Annotated in this window: 13 protein-coding genes; 8 read left to right on the top strand and 5 right to left on the bottom strand. The window is 58.9% G+C overall.

Annotated elements, in window-relative coordinates; translation table 11 throughout:
- Positions 1 to 176: 176 nt before the first annotated feature.
- From ACXR0M_RS24370 to ACXR0M_RS24360, 3 genes are all read left to right on the top strand, one after another.
- The gene (locus ACXR0M_RS24370) at positions 177 to 1,232 is read left to right on the top strand and encodes a HEAT repeat domain-containing protein (RefSeq protein ID WP_458834204.1); all 1,056 of its coding nucleotides are present in this window, start codon (positions 177 to 179) and stop codon (positions 1,230 to 1,232) included.
- Positions 1,233 to 1,377: 145 nt separating this feature from the next.
- The gene (locus tag ACXR0M_RS24365) at positions 1,378 to 2,877 is read left to right on the top strand and encodes an ATPase domain-containing protein (RefSeq protein ID WP_458834203.1); all 1,500 of its coding nucleotides are present in this window, start codon (positions 1,378 to 1,380) and stop codon (positions 2,875 to 2,877) included.
- Complete coding sequence (locus ACXR0M_RS24360; RefSeq protein ID WP_458834202.1) at positions 2,874 to 4,544, top strand: response regulator; 1,671 nt, start codon at positions 2,874 to 2,876, stop codon at positions 4,542 to 4,544. Before ACXR0M_RS24365 ends, ACXR0M_RS24360 begins: the two co-directional genes overlap by 4 nt.
- 108 nt (positions 4,545 to 4,652) lie before the next feature.
- Here ACXR0M_RS24360 and ACXR0M_RS24355 read toward each other — a convergent pair whose 3' ends face one another.
- From ACXR0M_RS24355 to ACXR0M_RS24335, 5 genes are read right to left on the bottom strand one after another with little or no spacing between them, the layout of a single operon-like run.
- Complete coding sequence (locus tag ACXR0M_RS24355; RefSeq protein WP_458834201.1) at positions 4,653 to 5,030, bottom strand: response regulator; 378 nt, start codon at positions 5,028 to 5,030, stop codon at positions 4,653 to 4,655.
- A gap of 44 nt (positions 5,031 to 5,074) precedes the next feature.
- Entirely contained in the window at positions 5,075 to 6,289 is a 1,215-nt protein-coding gene (locus ACXR0M_RS24350) for a hybrid sensor histidine kinase/response regulator (RefSeq protein WP_458834200.1), read from the bottom strand.
- Entirely contained in the window at positions 6,283 to 6,876 is a 594-nt protein-coding gene (locus ACXR0M_RS24345) for a chemotaxis protein CheB (RefSeq protein ID WP_458834199.1), read from the bottom strand. The genes ACXR0M_RS24350 and ACXR0M_RS24345 overlap by 7 nt, the downstream gene beginning before the upstream one ends.
- Complete coding sequence (locus ACXR0M_RS24340) at positions 6,873 to 7,688, bottom strand: CheR family methyltransferase (protein ID WP_458834198.1); 816 nt, start codon at positions 7,686 to 7,688, stop codon at positions 6,873 to 6,875. Before ACXR0M_RS24340 ends, ACXR0M_RS24345 begins: the two co-directional genes overlap by 4 nt.
- Positions 7,688 to 11,179 (bottom strand): response regulator, encoded by a 3,492-nt coding sequence (locus ACXR0M_RS24335; protein ID WP_458834197.1) that lies wholly within the window; start codon positions 11,177 to 11,179, stop codon positions 7,688 to 7,690. Before ACXR0M_RS24335 ends, ACXR0M_RS24340 begins: the two co-directional genes overlap by 1 nt.
- Before the next feature lie 268 nt (positions 11,180 to 11,447).
- Between ACXR0M_RS24335 and ACXR0M_RS24330 the strand changes: the two genes are divergently transcribed.
- The 5 genes from ACXR0M_RS24330 to ACXR0M_RS24310 all read left to right on the top strand — a co-directional run bounded on the left by ACXR0M_RS24330 (position 11,448) and on the right by ACXR0M_RS24310 (position 16,970).
- The gene (locus tag ACXR0M_RS24330; RefSeq protein WP_458834196.1) at positions 11,448 to 11,810 is read left to right on the top strand and encodes a response regulator; all 363 of its coding nucleotides are present in this window, start codon (positions 11,448 to 11,450) and stop codon (positions 11,808 to 11,810) included.
- A gap of 218 nt (positions 11,811 to 12,028) precedes the next feature.
- Entirely contained in the window at positions 12,029 to 12,610 is a 582-nt protein-coding gene (locus ACXR0M_RS24325; protein WP_458834195.1) for a hypothetical protein, read from the top strand.
- Positions 12,611 to 12,880: 270 nt separating this feature from the next.
- Complete coding sequence (locus tag ACXR0M_RS24320; RefSeq protein ID WP_458834247.1) at positions 12,881 to 14,167, top strand: glycosyltransferase; 1,287 nt, start codon at positions 12,881 to 12,883, stop codon at positions 14,165 to 14,167.
- Between the two features lie 357 nt (positions 14,168 to 14,524).
- Complete coding sequence (locus ACXR0M_RS24315; protein WP_458834194.1) at positions 14,525 to 15,430, top strand: AraC family transcriptional regulator; 906 nt, start codon at positions 14,525 to 14,527, stop codon at positions 15,428 to 15,430.
- 229 nt (positions 15,431 to 15,659) lie between these two features.
- Positions 15,660 to 16,970 (top strand): ABC transporter substrate-binding protein, encoded by a 1,311-nt coding sequence (locus ACXR0M_RS24310; protein WP_458834193.1) that lies wholly within the window; start codon positions 15,660 to 15,662, stop codon positions 16,968 to 16,970.
- The last annotated feature ends 6 nt before the right edge of the window (positions 16,971 to 16,976 follow it).

Here is a 16,976-nt window from a genome sequence, read left to right as displayed (position 1 = left end):
ACCTGTAGGAGCTGCGGAACGCTGCGATCTTTTGATCTTGTTTTTAAAATCAAAGTCAAAAGATCGCAGCGTTCCGCAGCTCCTACAGGGGGCATTCGCAAGCTTGGGTTTGACTGATTGACGTGTCTGACCGAAGCTTGCCCCTCTGCTAAAGAACACCCGTTCACGGAAATCGCATGCCTCAATCCCGCCGCTATCTGCTCATCAGCCTTGGCCTCGTGTTGCTCATCGTGGTTGCCTGGTTATCCTTGCGCTCCACCGCCCCTGTCGTACCCGAGGCGATCAAGCGCGGTTACAGCGAAGCACTGACCGCAGCCCGTTCCGGCCAACCGGGAGCGGCGCGGCAGTTGTATCAACAGCTGGGACGCCCGGACCTGTCGGTCAAGCGCATCGTCTGGTTGCTGGCCGAACTGCCCAACTACCCCAGCCCGCAGGCGTTGAAACTGGCCGATGCGCACCTGCAGAACGCAGCACCCGAAGTGCGTCTTGCCGCGATTCAAAGCGTGGTCGGATTGGTGCCCGGTGGCCAGCGCAGCCTGTTGCTCGGGCCGATGCTCGACGATGAAGAGCCAAGCGTGCGCTTCGCCGCGATCAACGCCCTGCTCGGCCTGACCCCGGATGAACTGGGCCTGTACTTCGCTCCGCTGCAACAGGCGATCGATGGCTGGGAACAAGTGCTCAAGGGCCAACCGGAAAGCGCCGCCACCTATGCGCAACTGGCGCGCCTGTACCTGCACAACGCTGAATTGAAACAGGCTCAGCAAGCGCTCGATAACACACTGCGTCTGGAGCCGGGCAACCTGCAGGCGCTGGTGATGCAAATCGACGTCCTCGACCGCCAGGGCCAGAGCGATGCCGCTCGCCAGTTGCTTGCCAAACAGCTGCAGAACCAGCCGAATTCCGCCTATCTGCAACACGCGCTGGGTCTGTGGCTGTTGCACCACGACCAGCGCGAGTTCGCCCTGCTCGGCTTGTCCAAAGCCGTCGAGCTGGAGCCGGACAACAAGGATTACCGCTACGACCTCGCGACCACCCTGCACGCCGCCGAAGAACTGGAAGCGGCGCAAAAACAGTTGCAGGAAGTCGTGCAGCGTCACCCTGCCGACCGCAAGGCGCGGGTGCTGCTGATCAATTACTGGAAGGAAAGCGGCCAGTTGCAGAACGTGCAGATCCTGCTGGCACAACTGGAACAGATGAATCCGGACGATCCGGCACTGCAACAGGGACTTTGATCACGTTCGTAGAATCTTTTTGCCACATCGCGCAGCAAAACCGCGGAACCGTCACCACCGCCAAAGGTCAAGTAATCAGGCAGCCCTTCATCGGGTACGCATTCTGCAGCCTTGATCCCCCCGGTCATACGAGGACCGTTTTTTGATGAGATTCAGCGAGTTGGACAGTGCAAAAGCCGCCACCGGCATCGAGGGTCTGGACGACATCCTCGCCGGTGGCCTGTCGCGTGGACACGTGTTTTTGCTTGAGGGTGAGCCTGGTACCGGTAAAACCACGATCGCCCTGGAGTTTCTGTCGAACGGTGCCCGCGCCGGCGAGCGCTCGTTGTACATCACCCTGTCGGAAACCGAGCTTGAACTGCGCCAGGGCGCCGCGTCGCACGGTTGGGACCTGGACGAGAACATCCATATTTTCGAACTGACCCCGCCGGAAAGCCTTCTCGATGCCGAGCATCAGCAAAGCCTGCTGTATTCCTCGGACCTGGAACTGGGTGAAGCGACCCGGCAGATCTTTGAAGTCGTCGAGCGCTACAAACCCACCCGCGTCATCCTCGACAGCCTGTCCGAAATCCGCTTGCTCGCGCAGAGTTCGCTGCGCTACCGGCGGCAGATCCTCGCGATCAAGCATTACTTCGCCCGCTACGATGCGACCGTATTGCTGCTTGACGATCTGACCACCGAAGCGCTGGACAAGACCGTGCACAGCGTCGCCCACGGGGTGATTCGCCTTGAGGTGGTAACGCCCTCCTACGGCGCCGAACGCCGCCGAATCCGGGTGATCAAGTACCGTGGCCAGAAGTATCGCGGTGGCTTCCACGATTTTACCATCACCACCGGCGGCATCCAGGTGTTTCCGCGCTTGGTCGCTGCCGAGCATCGTGGCGACTATGCCCGCTTGCAGATGACCAGCGACATCGCCGAACTCGACGCCCTGCTCGGCGGCGGTATCGAAACCGCTTCCAGTACATTGATTCTCGGCCCGGCAGGTACCGGCAAATCGCTGATCTCGATGATTTTTGCCACCGCCGCCGTGGCACGTGGCGAAAAAGCTGCGCTGTTTATCTTCGACGAAGAGCTGGGTCTGCTGTTCGAGCGGATGAAAAACATCGGCATCGACCTCAAGGCCCTCAGCGACACCGGCAATCTGCTGATCGAACAGGTGGACGCCGCTGAACTCACTCCCGGCGAATTCTCGCACCGGGTGCGCCGGGCCGTTGATGAAGGCGGGATTTCCACGGTGATCATCGACAGCCTCAACGGTTATCAAGCGGCAATGCCCGAAGAGAGCGCCCTCGTCCTGCACATGCATGAACTGCTGCTGTACCTGAACCGCAAAGGCGTCGCGACGTTCATGACCGTTGCCCAACACGGCCTGGTCGGCGACATGAAGTCGCCGGTCGACATTACCTATCTGGCCGATACGGTGATTCTGCTGCGCTACTTCGAAGCCCTCGGCAAGGTGCGCCGGGCGATCTCAATCATCAAGAAACGTACCGGCAGCCACGAATCGACCATTCGCGAATACCGGATTTCGCCCAATGGCATGACCATCGGCGAACCGCTGGAAGACTTCCAGGGCGTGCTGAGCGGTGTTCCGAACTACCACGGCGCGAGCAACCCCCTGCTCAAGGACGAAGACTTGTGACAATCGCGGTGCCCCTGTCGGAGCGCGCATTGATCCTCGCACCGCTAGGTCGCGACAGCCAGATTGCGCAGATGATCCTTAATGAAGCGGGCTTCGGCGCGGTGATTACCCGCGACCTGGAAAGCCTGTGCGATGAGCTTGCGCACGGGGCCGGGTTGTTGCTGGTTTCGATTGAGGCGGTAAAAGGGCCAGGGATCGATGCGCTGCTGGCGTATCTGGAGCAGCAACCGGCGTGGTCGGATCTGCCGATCATCTTGATGACCCACCATGGCGGCAACCAGCAGGGACCTTCGTCGCAGCTGAGCAGATCACTGGGCAACGTGACGTTCCTTGAGCGCCCGTTTCACCCGGCGACCCTGGTCAGTCTGGTCTCCACCGCGCTGCGCGGGCGCAAGCGCCAGTATGAGGCGCGGGATCGCCTGATCGACCTGAGCGACAGCGAACGGCGCCTGCAAGCGACCATGGAAACCCTCGAGCAGCAAGTCGAGGAGCGCACTGCGCAGCTGCGGCACAATGAGGAAGCGCTGCGTCAGTCGCAGAAAATGGAAGCGGTCGGCCAGCTCACCGGCGGCATCGCCCACGACTTCAACAACATGCTTACCGGGATCATTGGCAGCCTTGAACTGCTGCGCCGGCGCCTTGCCCGGGGGCGTCTTGACGACCTCGACAGCCTGATCGACCTCGGCGTGACCTCGGCCAACCGCGCCGCCGGCCTGACCCACCGCCTGCTGGCATTTTCCCGCCGCCAGTCGCTGGACTCCAAAGCGGTACAGATGAACACGCTGGTGCTGTCGATGGGCGAACTGCTGCAACGCAGTCTCAACGAAAGCATTCAACTGGACATGCAACTGCACGATGATCTGTGGGTGGCCGAAGCCGATCCCAATCAACTGGAAAGCGCCCTGCTCAACCTGGTCATCAACGCGCGTGATGCCATGCCCGAAGGCGGCAAGCTGCAGGTCGCGACCAGCAATCAGGTGCTGGACGAGGCGTTCACCGAGGCCTACGACAATCTGCAGCCCGGCGAGTACGTGATGCTCAGCGTGACCGACAATGGCTGTGGCATGCCACAGAGCGTGATCAATCGGGCCTTCGATCCGTTTTTCACCACCAAACCGATCGGCCAGGGAACCGGGCTGGGTTTGTCGATGATTTACGGTTTCAGCAAGCAATCCGGCGGGCATGTGTCGATCGACAGCGAAATCGACCAAGGCACGACGGTGAAGCTCTATCTACCGCGTTTTCGCGGTGAGTCGCAGCCAGAAACCACACACAGCGCCCAGCAAAGCCACGATGCGCTGGAAGGCGAAACCGTGCTGATTGTCGAGGACGATGCTGCTGTGCGTGCGCTGGTCAGTGCGGTGCTGAGCGAATTGGGTTATGCCTTCGTCGAAGCCGGCGATGCCGACGAGGCGGTGCCGATCCTCAAATCGCAGCAACGTATCGATCTGTTGATCAGCGACGTCGGTTTGCCGGGCATGAACGGCCGGCAGCTGGCGGAAATCGGTCGTCAGCATCGACCGGAGCTGAAAGTGCTGTTCATTACCGGTTATGCCGAGCACGCGGCGGTGCGCAGCGGGTTCCTCGATTCGGGAATGCAGATGATCACCAAGCCCTTCACCTTTGATCTGCTGACATCGAAAGTTCGCGAGATGATCAATCACTGACACCGAATACGACTGTAGGAGCTGCCGCAGGCTGCGATCTTTCGCTCTTGAAAGTCAAAAGATCGCAGCCTGCGGCAGCTCCTACAGGGGAGCATCAGCGGTTGCGGATCAGGCCAGCAATTCCTGGATTTTTTCCTGCAGCACGTCCAGATCGAACGGTTTTTCCAGGATCGGCGCCTTGTTGGTGATCGGGCTGCCGGTCTCGCGGATTTCCTGCGGATAGCCACTGATGAAAATCACCTTGAGGTCCGGGCGCAGCTTGACCGCTGGTTCAGCGATCTGCACCCCGGAGATGCCGCCCGGCAGGCGGTAATCGGTGATCAACATGTCCAGATGCGGCTTGCTCGCCAGAATCTCGAACGCCTGCTCACCGTTTTCGGCCTGCAACACGCGGTATCCCTGCCCCGACAGATAATCTGTCAGCACCATCAAGATAACCGGTTCGTCCTCGACGACGAGTACTACATCTTGTGCATCTACGCTCATGGGAAGCCTTTGTTCGGTCAATAGCTGCTGATACGACCGTGTGGTCACTCAGAGGTTGCGTCGGATGTGCCGTTTTCCTCGATCGGCAGACAAACGCGAAACAGGGCGCCCTCGTTGATTTGACTTTCGACGGCGATGGAGCCGCCATGGGCGGCGACGATCTGCTCGGAAATGAACAGACCCAGCCCGAGACCGGCCACTACCGTCTTGGCGGAAACCCGTTCGAACTGCTGGAAAATGCGTTTCTGGTTCTCTTCACTGATGCCGATGCCATGGTCCTGCACTTCAACGCGCGCCTCGTCGCCGTCCCGGTACACCCGCACCTGAATCGGGCTGCGACCGCCATAGCGCAACGCGTTGGTCAGCAGGTTCGACACCACCTGCTCGATGCGGAATTCGTCCCAGCAACCCTCCACCGGTTCCGGCGCGGTGAAGGACAGCGCGGTTTCGGCAGCCTCGAATTGCGGAGCGAAATTCTGCAGCAGGTTGCTCACCAGTTGCGTGAGATCGAAGCGATTCGGCCGGATCGACAGCTTGCCGGTGCGAATCCGCGAGACATCGAGCATGTCTTCGATCAGCCGGATCAGGCTTTTGATCTGCCGCTCGTCGCGGTCGACCATGGCGTGCATCTTGTCGAGGGTGAACGCCGCCGCGTTGTCTCGCGCCAGGTGCATCTTGCGCAACTGGGTTTCCAGTATCAGACCGTTGAGCGGCGTGCGCACTTCGTGGGCGACGATCGACATGAAGTCATCGCGCATGCGCACCGCCTGTTCCAGCTCCGACTGAGTGCTCTGCAGTTGCTGCAGCAGCGCCTCCTGTTCGCGGCGCGCCTGTTCCAGCGCCTCGACCTGCTGCTTCATGGCCACGCTATGGCGGTACAGGTCGACGAACACGTTGACCTTGCTCTTCACCGCGTGGATATCCAGCGGCTTGTGCAGGAAGTCCACCGCCCCGCTCTCGTAGCCCTTGAACGCGTAGTTCAGTTCTCGGCCGGCGGCGCTGACGAAGATGATCGGAATATTCTTGGTTTTCTCGGTGCCACGCATCAACTCGGCGAGTTCGAAACCGTTCATCCCTGGCATCTGCACGTCGAGGATGGCCATGGCGAACTCGTGTTGCAGCAGCAGCGAAAGTGCTTCGTCCGCCGACAGTGCCTTATAGACCGTGCGGTCCTCGCGCTTGATCAGCGCTTCGAGGGCCAGCAGGTTTTCCGGCAGATCGTCGACGATCAACAATTTGGCCTGGATATTACTCAACATGCGATTCGTTCCAGCTCGACAAGCAAACGGCCGATGCCGTGAATGGGAAGGACATGATCCGGCTGCTGCAGCTTCAACGCAGCCAGAGGCATGGTGGCAACTTGTGCATCTTGTGGATCCTGCACGATGGTCAGCCCGCCGCGCTGTTTGACCTGCGCCAGACCGCGAGCGCCATCGTGATTGGCCCCGGTCAACAACACCGCAGCGAGCAACTCGCCGTACACATCGGCAGCCGATTCGAACAGGTAGTCAATGGCCGGCCGCGAATGGTGCACGCGGTCTTCAAGACTCAACGACAGACTGCGATCCTGCTCCACCGACAGGTGGTAACCGGGTGTTGCGAAATAAACCGTTCCGGGGACGATGTCCTGTTTGTCCATCGCCTCCTCCACCGGCAGCATCAGGCGCCGGGCGAAAACTTCAGCCAACTGACTGCGTCGCTCCTCCGGCAGGTGCAGCACGACAATGATCGGCAGCACGTAGCCCTGACGCAACGGTGCCAGCAAAGTCAGCAAGGCCTCGACGCCACCGGCCGAAGCGCCGACCACGATGGCCTCGACCCGAGGCAAATCCACGGCATCGTTCATAGTTTGCGGTAGATCCGTTCTTGTTTGACCAGCGGTTCGAACTGGTTGGCGTAGGCGGAAAAATCCAGCGTTTCCTTACTGCCCAGCACCAGGAAGCCGCGGTGGCATAGCGATTCATGGAACAGACCGAAGGCACGGTCCTGAAGTTTCTTGTTGAAGTAAATCAATACGTTGCGGCAGGAAATCAACTGCGTTTCGGAGAACACACTGTCGGTTGCCAGGCTGTGATCGGCAAAGGTCACGTTCTCGCACAGACTCTTGTCGAAAATCGCATAGCCATAAGCGGCCGTGTAGTAATCGGCAAACGAACGCTGGCCGCCGGCCTGTTGGTAATTGGCGGTGTAGGCACGCACGTTTTCCATCGAAAAGATCCCCTGCTTGGCCTTGTCCAGCGAGCGTGGGTTGATGTCGGTAGCGTAGATGATCGTGCGATCGAGCAAGCCTTCCTCGCGCAGCAGAATCGCCATCGAGTAGACCTCTTCGCCCGTGCTGCAGCCGGCAATCCAGATCTTGATCGACGGGTAGGTGCGCAGCAGCGGCACCACTTCCCGGCGAATTGCGAGGAAGTGCGAGGGATCGCGAAACATTTCGCTGACCGGAATCGTCAGCAGCTGCAGCAATTGCATGAACGCCGTAGGATCGTGCAGGACTTTCTCCTGCAAGGCCGAGATGGTCGCGCACTCGAACTGGCCCAACGCGTGCTGCACCCGGCGCTTGATCGAGGCGCCGGAATAATCGCGAAAATCGTAGCTGTACTTGAGGTAAATCGCCTCGATCAGCAAACGCAATTCGATGTCGGTATTAGTTTCCACTAAATCCGTTCCATTTTCGGTAGCCAGACACGAATCAGCGAGAACAGACGATCCAGGTCGATCGGCTTGGCCAGATAATCATTGGCGCCGGCCTGCAGGCAGCGCTCCTGATCGTCCTTCATGGCCTTGGCCGTCACCGCAATGATCGGCAGTTTGCGCCAGCGCGGATCCTTGCGGATTTCCATGGTGGCTTCAAAACCATCCATTTCCGGCATCATCACGTCCATCAGCACCAGATCGATGTCCTCGACTTCATTCAGTTTTTCAATCGCTTCGCGCCCGTTACGGCCGATCACCACCACCGCGCCCTTGTGCTCCAGTGCACTGGTCAGGGCGAAGATGTTACGCACATCGTCATCCACCAGCAGCACCTTGCGGCCTTCAAAGACCTTGTCGCGGCTGCGCGCGGTCTTGAGCATCTTCTGGCGTTCATGGGACAGCTGCGATTCGACTTTGTGCAGAAAGAGTGTCACCTCATCGAGCAACCGCTCTGGCGAGCGCGCGCCCTTGATGATGATCGAGCGCGAATACTTGCGCAGATCGGATTCTTCATCACGGGTCAGGTTGCGCCCGGTGTAGACAATCACCGGCGGGAAAGAACAGATATCTTCGGTGGACATGCGCTTGAGCAACTCGTTGCCGAGCATGTCCGGCAGTTTCAGGTCAATGACCATGCAATCGAATATCGTCGTGCGCAACAGCTCCAGCGCTTCCTGCGCCAGGCCTACGGCGGTGATTTCGATGTCTTCGTCGCCGATCAGCCGCGCGATGCTTTCACGCTGCAGATCGTCATCCTCCACCAGCAGCACACGTTTGACCTTTTGCGTCAGCTTGGCCTCAAGCCGGGCAAAGACGTCCTTGAGCTCTTCGCGGGTGGTCGGTTTGACCGCATAACCGATGGCGCCCATGTGCATGGCGGCTTCGACGCGGTCTTCCACGGAAATCACATGCACCGGAATATGCCGGGTTTCAGCATGCTCCTTCAGGCGCTGCAGTACAGTCAGACCGGAGTGATCCGGCAGGCGCATGTCGAGCAGGATTGCGTCCGGCACGAACTGTCTGGCCAGGTCGTAGCCTTCATCGGCACCGTGGGCCACCAGGCACTGATAGCCCAGCTCATGCGCGAGGTCGTAAAGGATGTGGGCGAAGTTCGGCTCGTCTTCAACGACCAGAATGCAACGCGTGTCGAACGGCGCTTTGTTGCGATCATCATTGAAACGCGGAATGTTGACCGGCGCCTGAGGCGGCGCCGTCACGGCCGGGGCAATCAACGGCTTCACCACGGGTGGGCTGAACGTCAGTGGTGCGACCGGCGCGTCGCCCGGCTCGCTGTAGTGCTGTGGCAACACCAGCGTGAACACGCTGCCCTGCCCCGGTGCACTGCTGACACTGATCGATCCGCCCAACAGCGCCGCCAGATCCCTGGAGATCGACAAGCCCAGCCCGGTACCACCGTATTTGCGGTTGGTGGTGCCATCAGCCTGATGGAACGCCTCGAAAATACTCTGTTGTTGATCCGCGGCGATGCCGATCCCGGTGTCGCGCACGATGAATGCGATGCGCTCCTGTGGCTGCCCGGCAATCGTCAGGCTGACCGCGCCTTGCTCGGTGAACTTGACCGCGTTCGACAGCAGGTTCTTGATGACCTGCTCGAGGCGCTGGCGGTCGGTGAACAGGGTGCGCGGGGTGTCTGGCTGCAATTCGACGCTGAACGCCAGTCGCTTGTCCGCCGCCAGCGGTTCGAAGGTCATGCGCAGGCTTTCGGCCAGACGCTCGACGCTGGTGGTCTCCGGCAGCACTTCCAGTTTGCCGGCCTCGACCTTGGAGATGTCGAGAATGTCATTGATCAGGTTCAGCAGGTCGTTGCCGGCGGAATAGATCGACTCGGCGAACTTCACCTGCTCGGCGCTGAGGTTGTCCTGCGGGTTCTCGGCCAGCAACTTGGCCAGGATCAGCGAACTGTTCAGCGGCGTGCGCAGTTCGTGGGACATATTGGCGAGGAATTCGGACTTGTACTTGCTCGAACGCTGCAACTCTTCCGCGCGCTCCTCCAGCTGCACCTGAGCCTGATTGAGCTCGGTGTTTTTCAGATCCATGGCATCGCGTTGTTCCGCCAGGATCTGCGCCTGCTCGGCAAGCTGCTCGTTGGTCTGTTCCAGTTCGACCTGCTGGGTTTCCAGATGCGCCTGAGACTCCTTGAGAATTCGCGATTGCTCTTCCAGCTCTTCGTTGGCGGTTTTCAGCTCTTCCTGCTGCACTTGCAGCTCCTCGTTGAGCTGCTGGGTTTCCGCCAACACTTCCTGCAGACGCTGGCGATAGCGCGCGGCCTCGATCGAGGTGCCGATATTGGCAGCGATCAGTTCCAGCAGTTCGACGTCGCGATCGGTCAACGGGCGCAGAAAGCCCAGCTCGATCACGCCGTTGACCCGCTCGTCATCACTGGTCGGTACCACCAGCACGCTGTGCGGCAGGCCTGCGCCGAGGCCGGAGCTGACCTTGAAATAATCGGACGGCACCGAGTCGAGGCGGATCAATCGCGCCTGTTGGGCCACCTGACCGACGATGCCTTCATCGCTGTAGATCGTCTGTTCGAGAGACTCCTGCTCGCGGGAGAAACCATAGGTGGCCACGCGCTTCAGGCTGCCATGTTCTTCGCGGACATACAGTGCGCCCACTGCGGTGCCCAGATACTGCGCACAGAACTGCAGAATATTGCGCCCCAACAGATTCAGCGTCAGTTGGCCCAGCACCTGCTCGGCCAGTTGGGTCTGACCGTTGCGCAGCCACGCCTGCTGCTCCAGGCGATGGGCGCTGGCTTCCTGTGCCGCCAGCGTCGCGCCGTAGCTCTGCGACAGATTGAGCAGGTCGCGGCGTCCGATGTACGCGAGCAAACCACTGATACCGGCGATGAACAGAATATAAAGGGTGATGCTGAGGATGGTGGTGCGGCGAACGTCTTCGTTGCGCGAGGTGCGCAAGGTCTGTTCGGCGTCGATCACGTCTTCGAACTGCTTGCGGATCTCATCGGTGAGGCGCTTGCCCCGCCCGGCCTTGACCGCGGCCTTGTAATCACCGCTGGCACGTTGCAAATCAATCATCGACTGCGCATAGGTCGCCCACTCCACCTGCAACGCCTGCAGGCGTCGCAAGCGGTCGGTCTGCACCGGGTTGTCAGCGGTCAGCTCGATCAGCGTATTCAACGCGACGGCGATACGTGGCTTGGCCGTCTCGTACGGATCGAGAAAGTGCTCATCGCCACTGAGCAGGTAACCGCGCATGCCGGTTTCCAGATCGACCGTAAGCTTCACCGCCTCGTTGGCGTTATTGATCACCCGGTCGGTGTGCTCGACCCATTGAATCACCGACAACAGATAGGTGATCAGCGAGACGAAAAATACCGCGCTGAGCACGCCAACGCCCAGAGGCAGCGTGATGTTGCGAGTCAGAAGTTTGCGAAACCGTTGCTCATCAACCGAAGACGGAGAGGACATGGGGCAGCCTTGTCGAACTGTTGAAAACCAGAGAGTTTGCCCCAAATCGGCGGCATGGATCCATTTTTCTCGTCGTGTCGCCAGCAATCAAATCAAAATGCCTGCATCGGAGCTTGCGACAACGGTTATCCTGACCAACCCGACAAGGGCCGAGACTTTTTTGTGCCGGCCGGGGAACTTGTGGCTATGCGCCACTTACTCATGCAAGAGACCGGTTGATTCGCTGAACCGGAGCCCCCACTGTTTTCCTTTACCGAGAGTTGCCACCATGTCCACACCCCAGTCCACCATCCTTGTCGTAGAAGACGATGACATTGTGCGCATGCTGATCGTCGATGTGCTGGAGGAGCTGGAGTTCAAGGTTTTGGAGGCTGATGGAAGCGAAGAAGCGCTGGAACATCTTAATGACGCCGACCGACTTATCGATCTGATGATGACCGACGTCGGCCTGCCGGGCATGGATGGCCGTGAACTGGCCACCGAAGCCCGCAAACTTCGCCCGGCCCTGCCGATTCTGTTTGCCAGCGGTTACGCAGAAACCATCGATGTGCCAGCTGACATGCATGTAATTGGCAAGCCGTTCTCGATCGATCAACTACGCGACAAAGTAAAAAGCATTCTTGGCTCATAACAAACCCCGCTATTAACATCAGACTTTTAATCAATTCACCGCCGAAACAATTCAACTTAAAGAGCAACAACACCTCACACTCTAGAAGTTGTTGCTCTGCTTCACCGCCCATAAGCTCGCCTCACTTCCAGCCGACAACAAATGGATTTGCATGAGTGATGCGAACATCCGCAACAACCCTGAAAATTTGTTCTTTCGCCCGGTTATCCGGGGATTGATTGAAGATAAAAGCCACTCAGGCGATTTGGCCGAATAGCGCGGCCCTGCGCAATCCCGAACTTGAAGAGGACGTTGAAGTTATTGTCGACATTGCCAAATTGACGAGAGGTTTGGTCACGACGAACGATCAGATCGAACTCCTGCAATGGCTGAAGTTCCATCGTTACACGATTCCGCAGACTGGCGAGCAAGCCAATACGCTTCTTGGCTTCTTGCAATTGGTACACCCTGCCAGTCCCGCCAGTGGCAGTTACCGGGAATGCTGTCGGCTAGCGTTGGTGTTCAAGCTGGATAAATTGCTGCCCACCAGCTACACCCGGCGAATAGTCAAGGATGCTCTCCCGGTTTCGTTTGGCAAACTTCACCACGCAGCCACCGTATTAAAGAATCCGGGCAAGGCCGCGGATTCAGGCCTGGTCGTAAAAATGCTCATGGGCGATAACTCGCCGGCTGCCAGACAAGAGCTGTTAACCCGAATCGAAGAGGTCATGGTCGATGCGGCAAAAGTCACACCCGACATCTGGAAACTATCGCAACAAAGACACGCTGATGTTGGTGAAAAAGACCCAGGCATTCAATAACGCGGACTCTTTCACCTTGACCACCTCGTTACTCAGTCAGCTCTCCAAGGATCCAGCCTTGTATCGGGAAAACATGGCGGTCATGGCGAAAGCGCTTGAACGCAGCGGCAACGGATATATTGGATGGGAGGTACTGGTCAAGTTGAATCCGGTTTGACCAACGCGCGCTGCCGCGGGCAAATCTGCGGCAGAGCGCGTGATCGAGGTGCCAGCTATGGTTTAATTGCGCATTTTTTGACGCCCCTTCGGCACAAGGAATGCAGCGTGAGTTTGTCCTCCCCTACCAAAGTGCTGGTCATCGGTTATGTATGGCCGGAGCCACAGTCATCCGCGGCCAGCGGGCACGTGATGCAGATCCTGCAAGCCTTTCTGGCCGAAGGCTGGGACATCACGTTCAGCAGCCCCGCCGGCCCCGGGGAACACAAGGCCGACCTGACCGGGCTGGGTATCCGCGAAGTACCGATCGAGCTTAACAACAGCAGCTTTGACGCGTTCATCAGCGAACTGGCCCCGGATATCGTGCTGTTCGACCAGTTCATGATGGAAGAGCAGTTCGGCTGGCGTGTCGAGAAGCACTGTCCCAAGGCCTTGCGTGTGCTGGAGACTTCCGATCTGCAAAGTCTGCGGCATGCGCGTCATCAGCGCTTGAAAGATCGCCTGAAAGCCGATGACGACGGCAACGACTTCACCCGCTTGTTCGCCCCTGCCCTGCGCGAAGAATTCGAACTGATGGCCGACACCGATCTGGCCCGGCGTGAAATAGCCGCCCTGTATCGCTGCGATCTGAACCTGATGATTTCCGAAGTCGAAATCCAATTGCTGGTGGAACAATTCAAGTTGCCACCCGACTTGTTGCACTGGTGCCCGTTGATGGTCGACGTGCCGTTTGCAACGTTGAAAACCTATGAAGAGCGAGCGCACTTCCTGAGCATCGGCAACTTTCGCCATGCGCCGAACTGGGATGCCGTGCTCTGGATGAAAAACACCGTATGGCCTTTGATCCGGGCGCAGTTACCGACTGCACAACTGCACATCTATGGCGCTTACACCCCTCCCAAAGCGACCGCTTTGCACAACGCCGCCCAAGGCTTTCATGTCATGAACTGGGCGCAGGACGCCCTGCAAGTCATGGCTGACGCGCGCATTTGCCTGGCGCCGCTGCGCTTCGGCGCAGGCATCAAGGGCAAACTGGTGGACGCCATGCTGTGCGGCACGCCGAGCGTGACGACTCCGATGGGGGCCGAAGCGATGCACGGCGAGCACCTCTGGCCGGGTGCCATTGGACGTACCGCAGAAGAGCTCGCCATTCAGGCCGTGCGACTGTATCGAGACAAGACATGCTGGCAGCATGCGCAGGCGCAAGGCATCAGCTTGTTGACCGAACGTTACCAACGCACTACACACGCCGCCGCGCTCATTGAGCGAATTGATAACTGCCGAAACAACCTTGCCGAACTGAGACGAAACAACTTTACCGGCAGCATGTTGCGTCATCACACATTAAAAAGCACCCAATACATGGCGCAATGGATCGAAGAAAAGAACAAGATCAGATAACAATCCAGGCAAACCACAACAACTTGGGCGACTTCAACTATGCGGCCTTCAACAAAGTATCGACCGAGCGTTTGGGACATCGTCTTATTCCGACACGAAATGCCCGACTGTCATTGAGAGAACTGAAACAGATCAGCACCAGGCAACGCGTAGTTGCTGCTGCCCCCTGGAGACAGGGTATCAACTACGGCCTGTTCACTGTGCAATATCATTAACGTCGATTTCATTGAAGAAACCCGTATTGTCGAATACTGCCGCACCATGAACGTGGAAAAGGCCAGGCACCGCGAGCGCGCTGGCGCAAACCGCGCCTGAGGAGGCATGATCGGCGGGCGATAACAACAAAAGCGTCCAGCCATGACCCGAACCGCACGCGTGACCGACCCCTCTTACGAGTTGATGGATGACCACGACGGGTTGTCCATCATCTACCGCCAGCACGGTTTTCCCTGCCCGCTGGTGCGTTGGCATTTTCATAAGGAATACGAGCTGCACCTGATTGTGGCCAGCTCGGGCAAAGTGTTCATTGGCGATTACATCGGCAACTTTTACCCGCAAACCCTGTTCCTCACCGGCCCCAATCTGCCGCACAACTGGATCAGCCAGGTGGCCGAGGATGAGGTGGTGGAAAAGCGCGACATGCTGGTGAACTTCACCGACGAGTTGTTCGACAGCGGGCATCAGGTGTTCGCTGAACTCAAGACCCTGGCGCCGCTGCTGGAGCGTGCGCAATACGGCATCGAGTTTCGCGACAAGGACACGATCCGTCAGGCCATGACGCTGATGCAGCGCATCGCCGATACCCGCGGCGTTACCCGGCTCGGGCACTTCTTCATTTTGATGGAATTGCTGGCGGCGACGGATGACTATCAATTGCTGTCCGGCGCCACCAACACGCAACTGGCTGACGAGCACAACATCGACCGCACCAACCGCGCCGTCGACTTCATCTTCGACCATTACGCCCGCGAGCTGACCCTGGAAGAAGTCGCCGAGCATCTTGGAATGAAGCCGACCTACTTCAGCCGCGTGTTCAAACAGGCCACCGGGCGCAACTTCATCGAGTTCGTCAATCGCCTGCGCATCAGCAAATCCTGTGAACTGCTGGCCGATGGCGACAAACCGGTGACCGAGGTCTGCTTCGAGTCGGGGTTCAACAACATTTCCAATTTCAATCGGCGCTTTCAGCAGCTCAAAGGCATGACGCCGTCGCACTATCGGCGCCTCGCGGTGCAGCGTCTGACTGAGCAGAATAACGCCTGAAAAGATCGCAGCCTGCGGCAGCTCCTACAAGGATCGGTGTAGGAGCTGCCGCAGGCTGCGATCTTTTGATTTTCAAGCCAGTGCAAAAAAGTATCGGTTCAAGTGCGACGGATGATTTGTCAGCCCGTCGATTGAGGGCTGTAATCAGCGCACATTCTTCCTGCACAGGAAGACACAAAAACAATAACTGTCCTTCTGCCGCCCGCCGGGCGCAGAAAAGGAGTGCACGATGCAACCCACTGCAAAAGCTCTGCTGGCCCTCACCTGCATGACCCTCAGCAGCGTCAGCCTTGGCGCCCAGACCCTGACCATCGCCACCGTCAACAACAGCGACATGATCCGCATGCAAAAACTCTCGAAAACTTTCGAGAGCGAGCATCCGGAGATCAAGCTCAATTGGGTGGTACTGGAAGAAAACGTCCTGCGCCAACGCCTGACCACCGACATCGCCACTCAGGGCGGGCAGTTCGACGTGCTGACCATCGGCATGTACGAAGCGGCACTCTGGGGCGCCAAGGGCTGGCTGGAACCGATGAAGGATCTGCCGGCCAGTTACGCCCTCGACGATGTGTTCCCGTCGGTGCGCGAAGGCCTGTCGGTCAAGGGGTCGCTGTACGCCCTGCCGTTCTACGCCGAAAGCTCGATCACCTACTACCGCACCGACCTGTTCAAGGACGCCGGCCTGAGCATGCCCGAGCGCCCGACCTGGGAGCAGATCGCCGGGTTCGCCGAAAAACTCACCAACAAGGACAAGGAACAATACGGCATCTGCCTGCGCGGCAAGGCCGGTTGGGGCGAGAACATGGCACTGATCACCACCGTCGCCAACGCGTATGGCGCGCGCTGGTTCGATGAGAAATGGCAGCCGGAATTCAATGGTCCGGAGTGGAAGAACGCCTTGAATTTCTACGTCGACACCATGAAGAAATCCGGTCCGCCGGGCGCGTCCAGCAACGGTTTCAACGAAAACCTCGCGCTGTTCAACAGCGGCAAGTGCGCGATCTGGGTCGACGCCAGCGTCGCCGGCTCGTTCGTCACCGACAAGACTCAGAGCAAGGTCGCCGATCACGTCGGTTTCACTTACGCGCCGCATCAGGTCACCGACAAGGGTTCGGCGTGGCTGTATTCGTGGGCACTGGCGATTCCGACCAGTTCCAAGGCCAAGGACGCGGCGAAAACCTTCAGCGCCTGGGCCACCTCCAAGGAATACGGGGAACTGGTGGCCAAGACCGACGGCATCGCCAACGTGCCGCCCGGCACCCGCGCCTCGACCTACAGCGACGCCTACATGAGCGCCGCGCCGTTCGCCAAAGTCACGCTGGAATCGCTCAAGGCCGCTGACCCGAGCAAACCGACGCTGAAACCGGTGCCGTACATCGGCATTCAATTGGTGACCATCCCTGAATTTCAGGGCGTGGGCACCCAGGTCGGCAAGCTGTTCTCGGCGGCGCTGATCGGCCAGACCACGGTGGATCAGGCGCTGGCTGCCGCGCAGCAGACCACCGAACGCGAGATGAAGCGCGCCGGTTATCCCAAGTAACCGGTA

The sequence above is a fragment of the Pseudomonas sp. Eth.TT006 genome, assembly GCF_054456575.1.
This window is presented reverse-complemented; position numbering and strand designations above follow the sequence as displayed.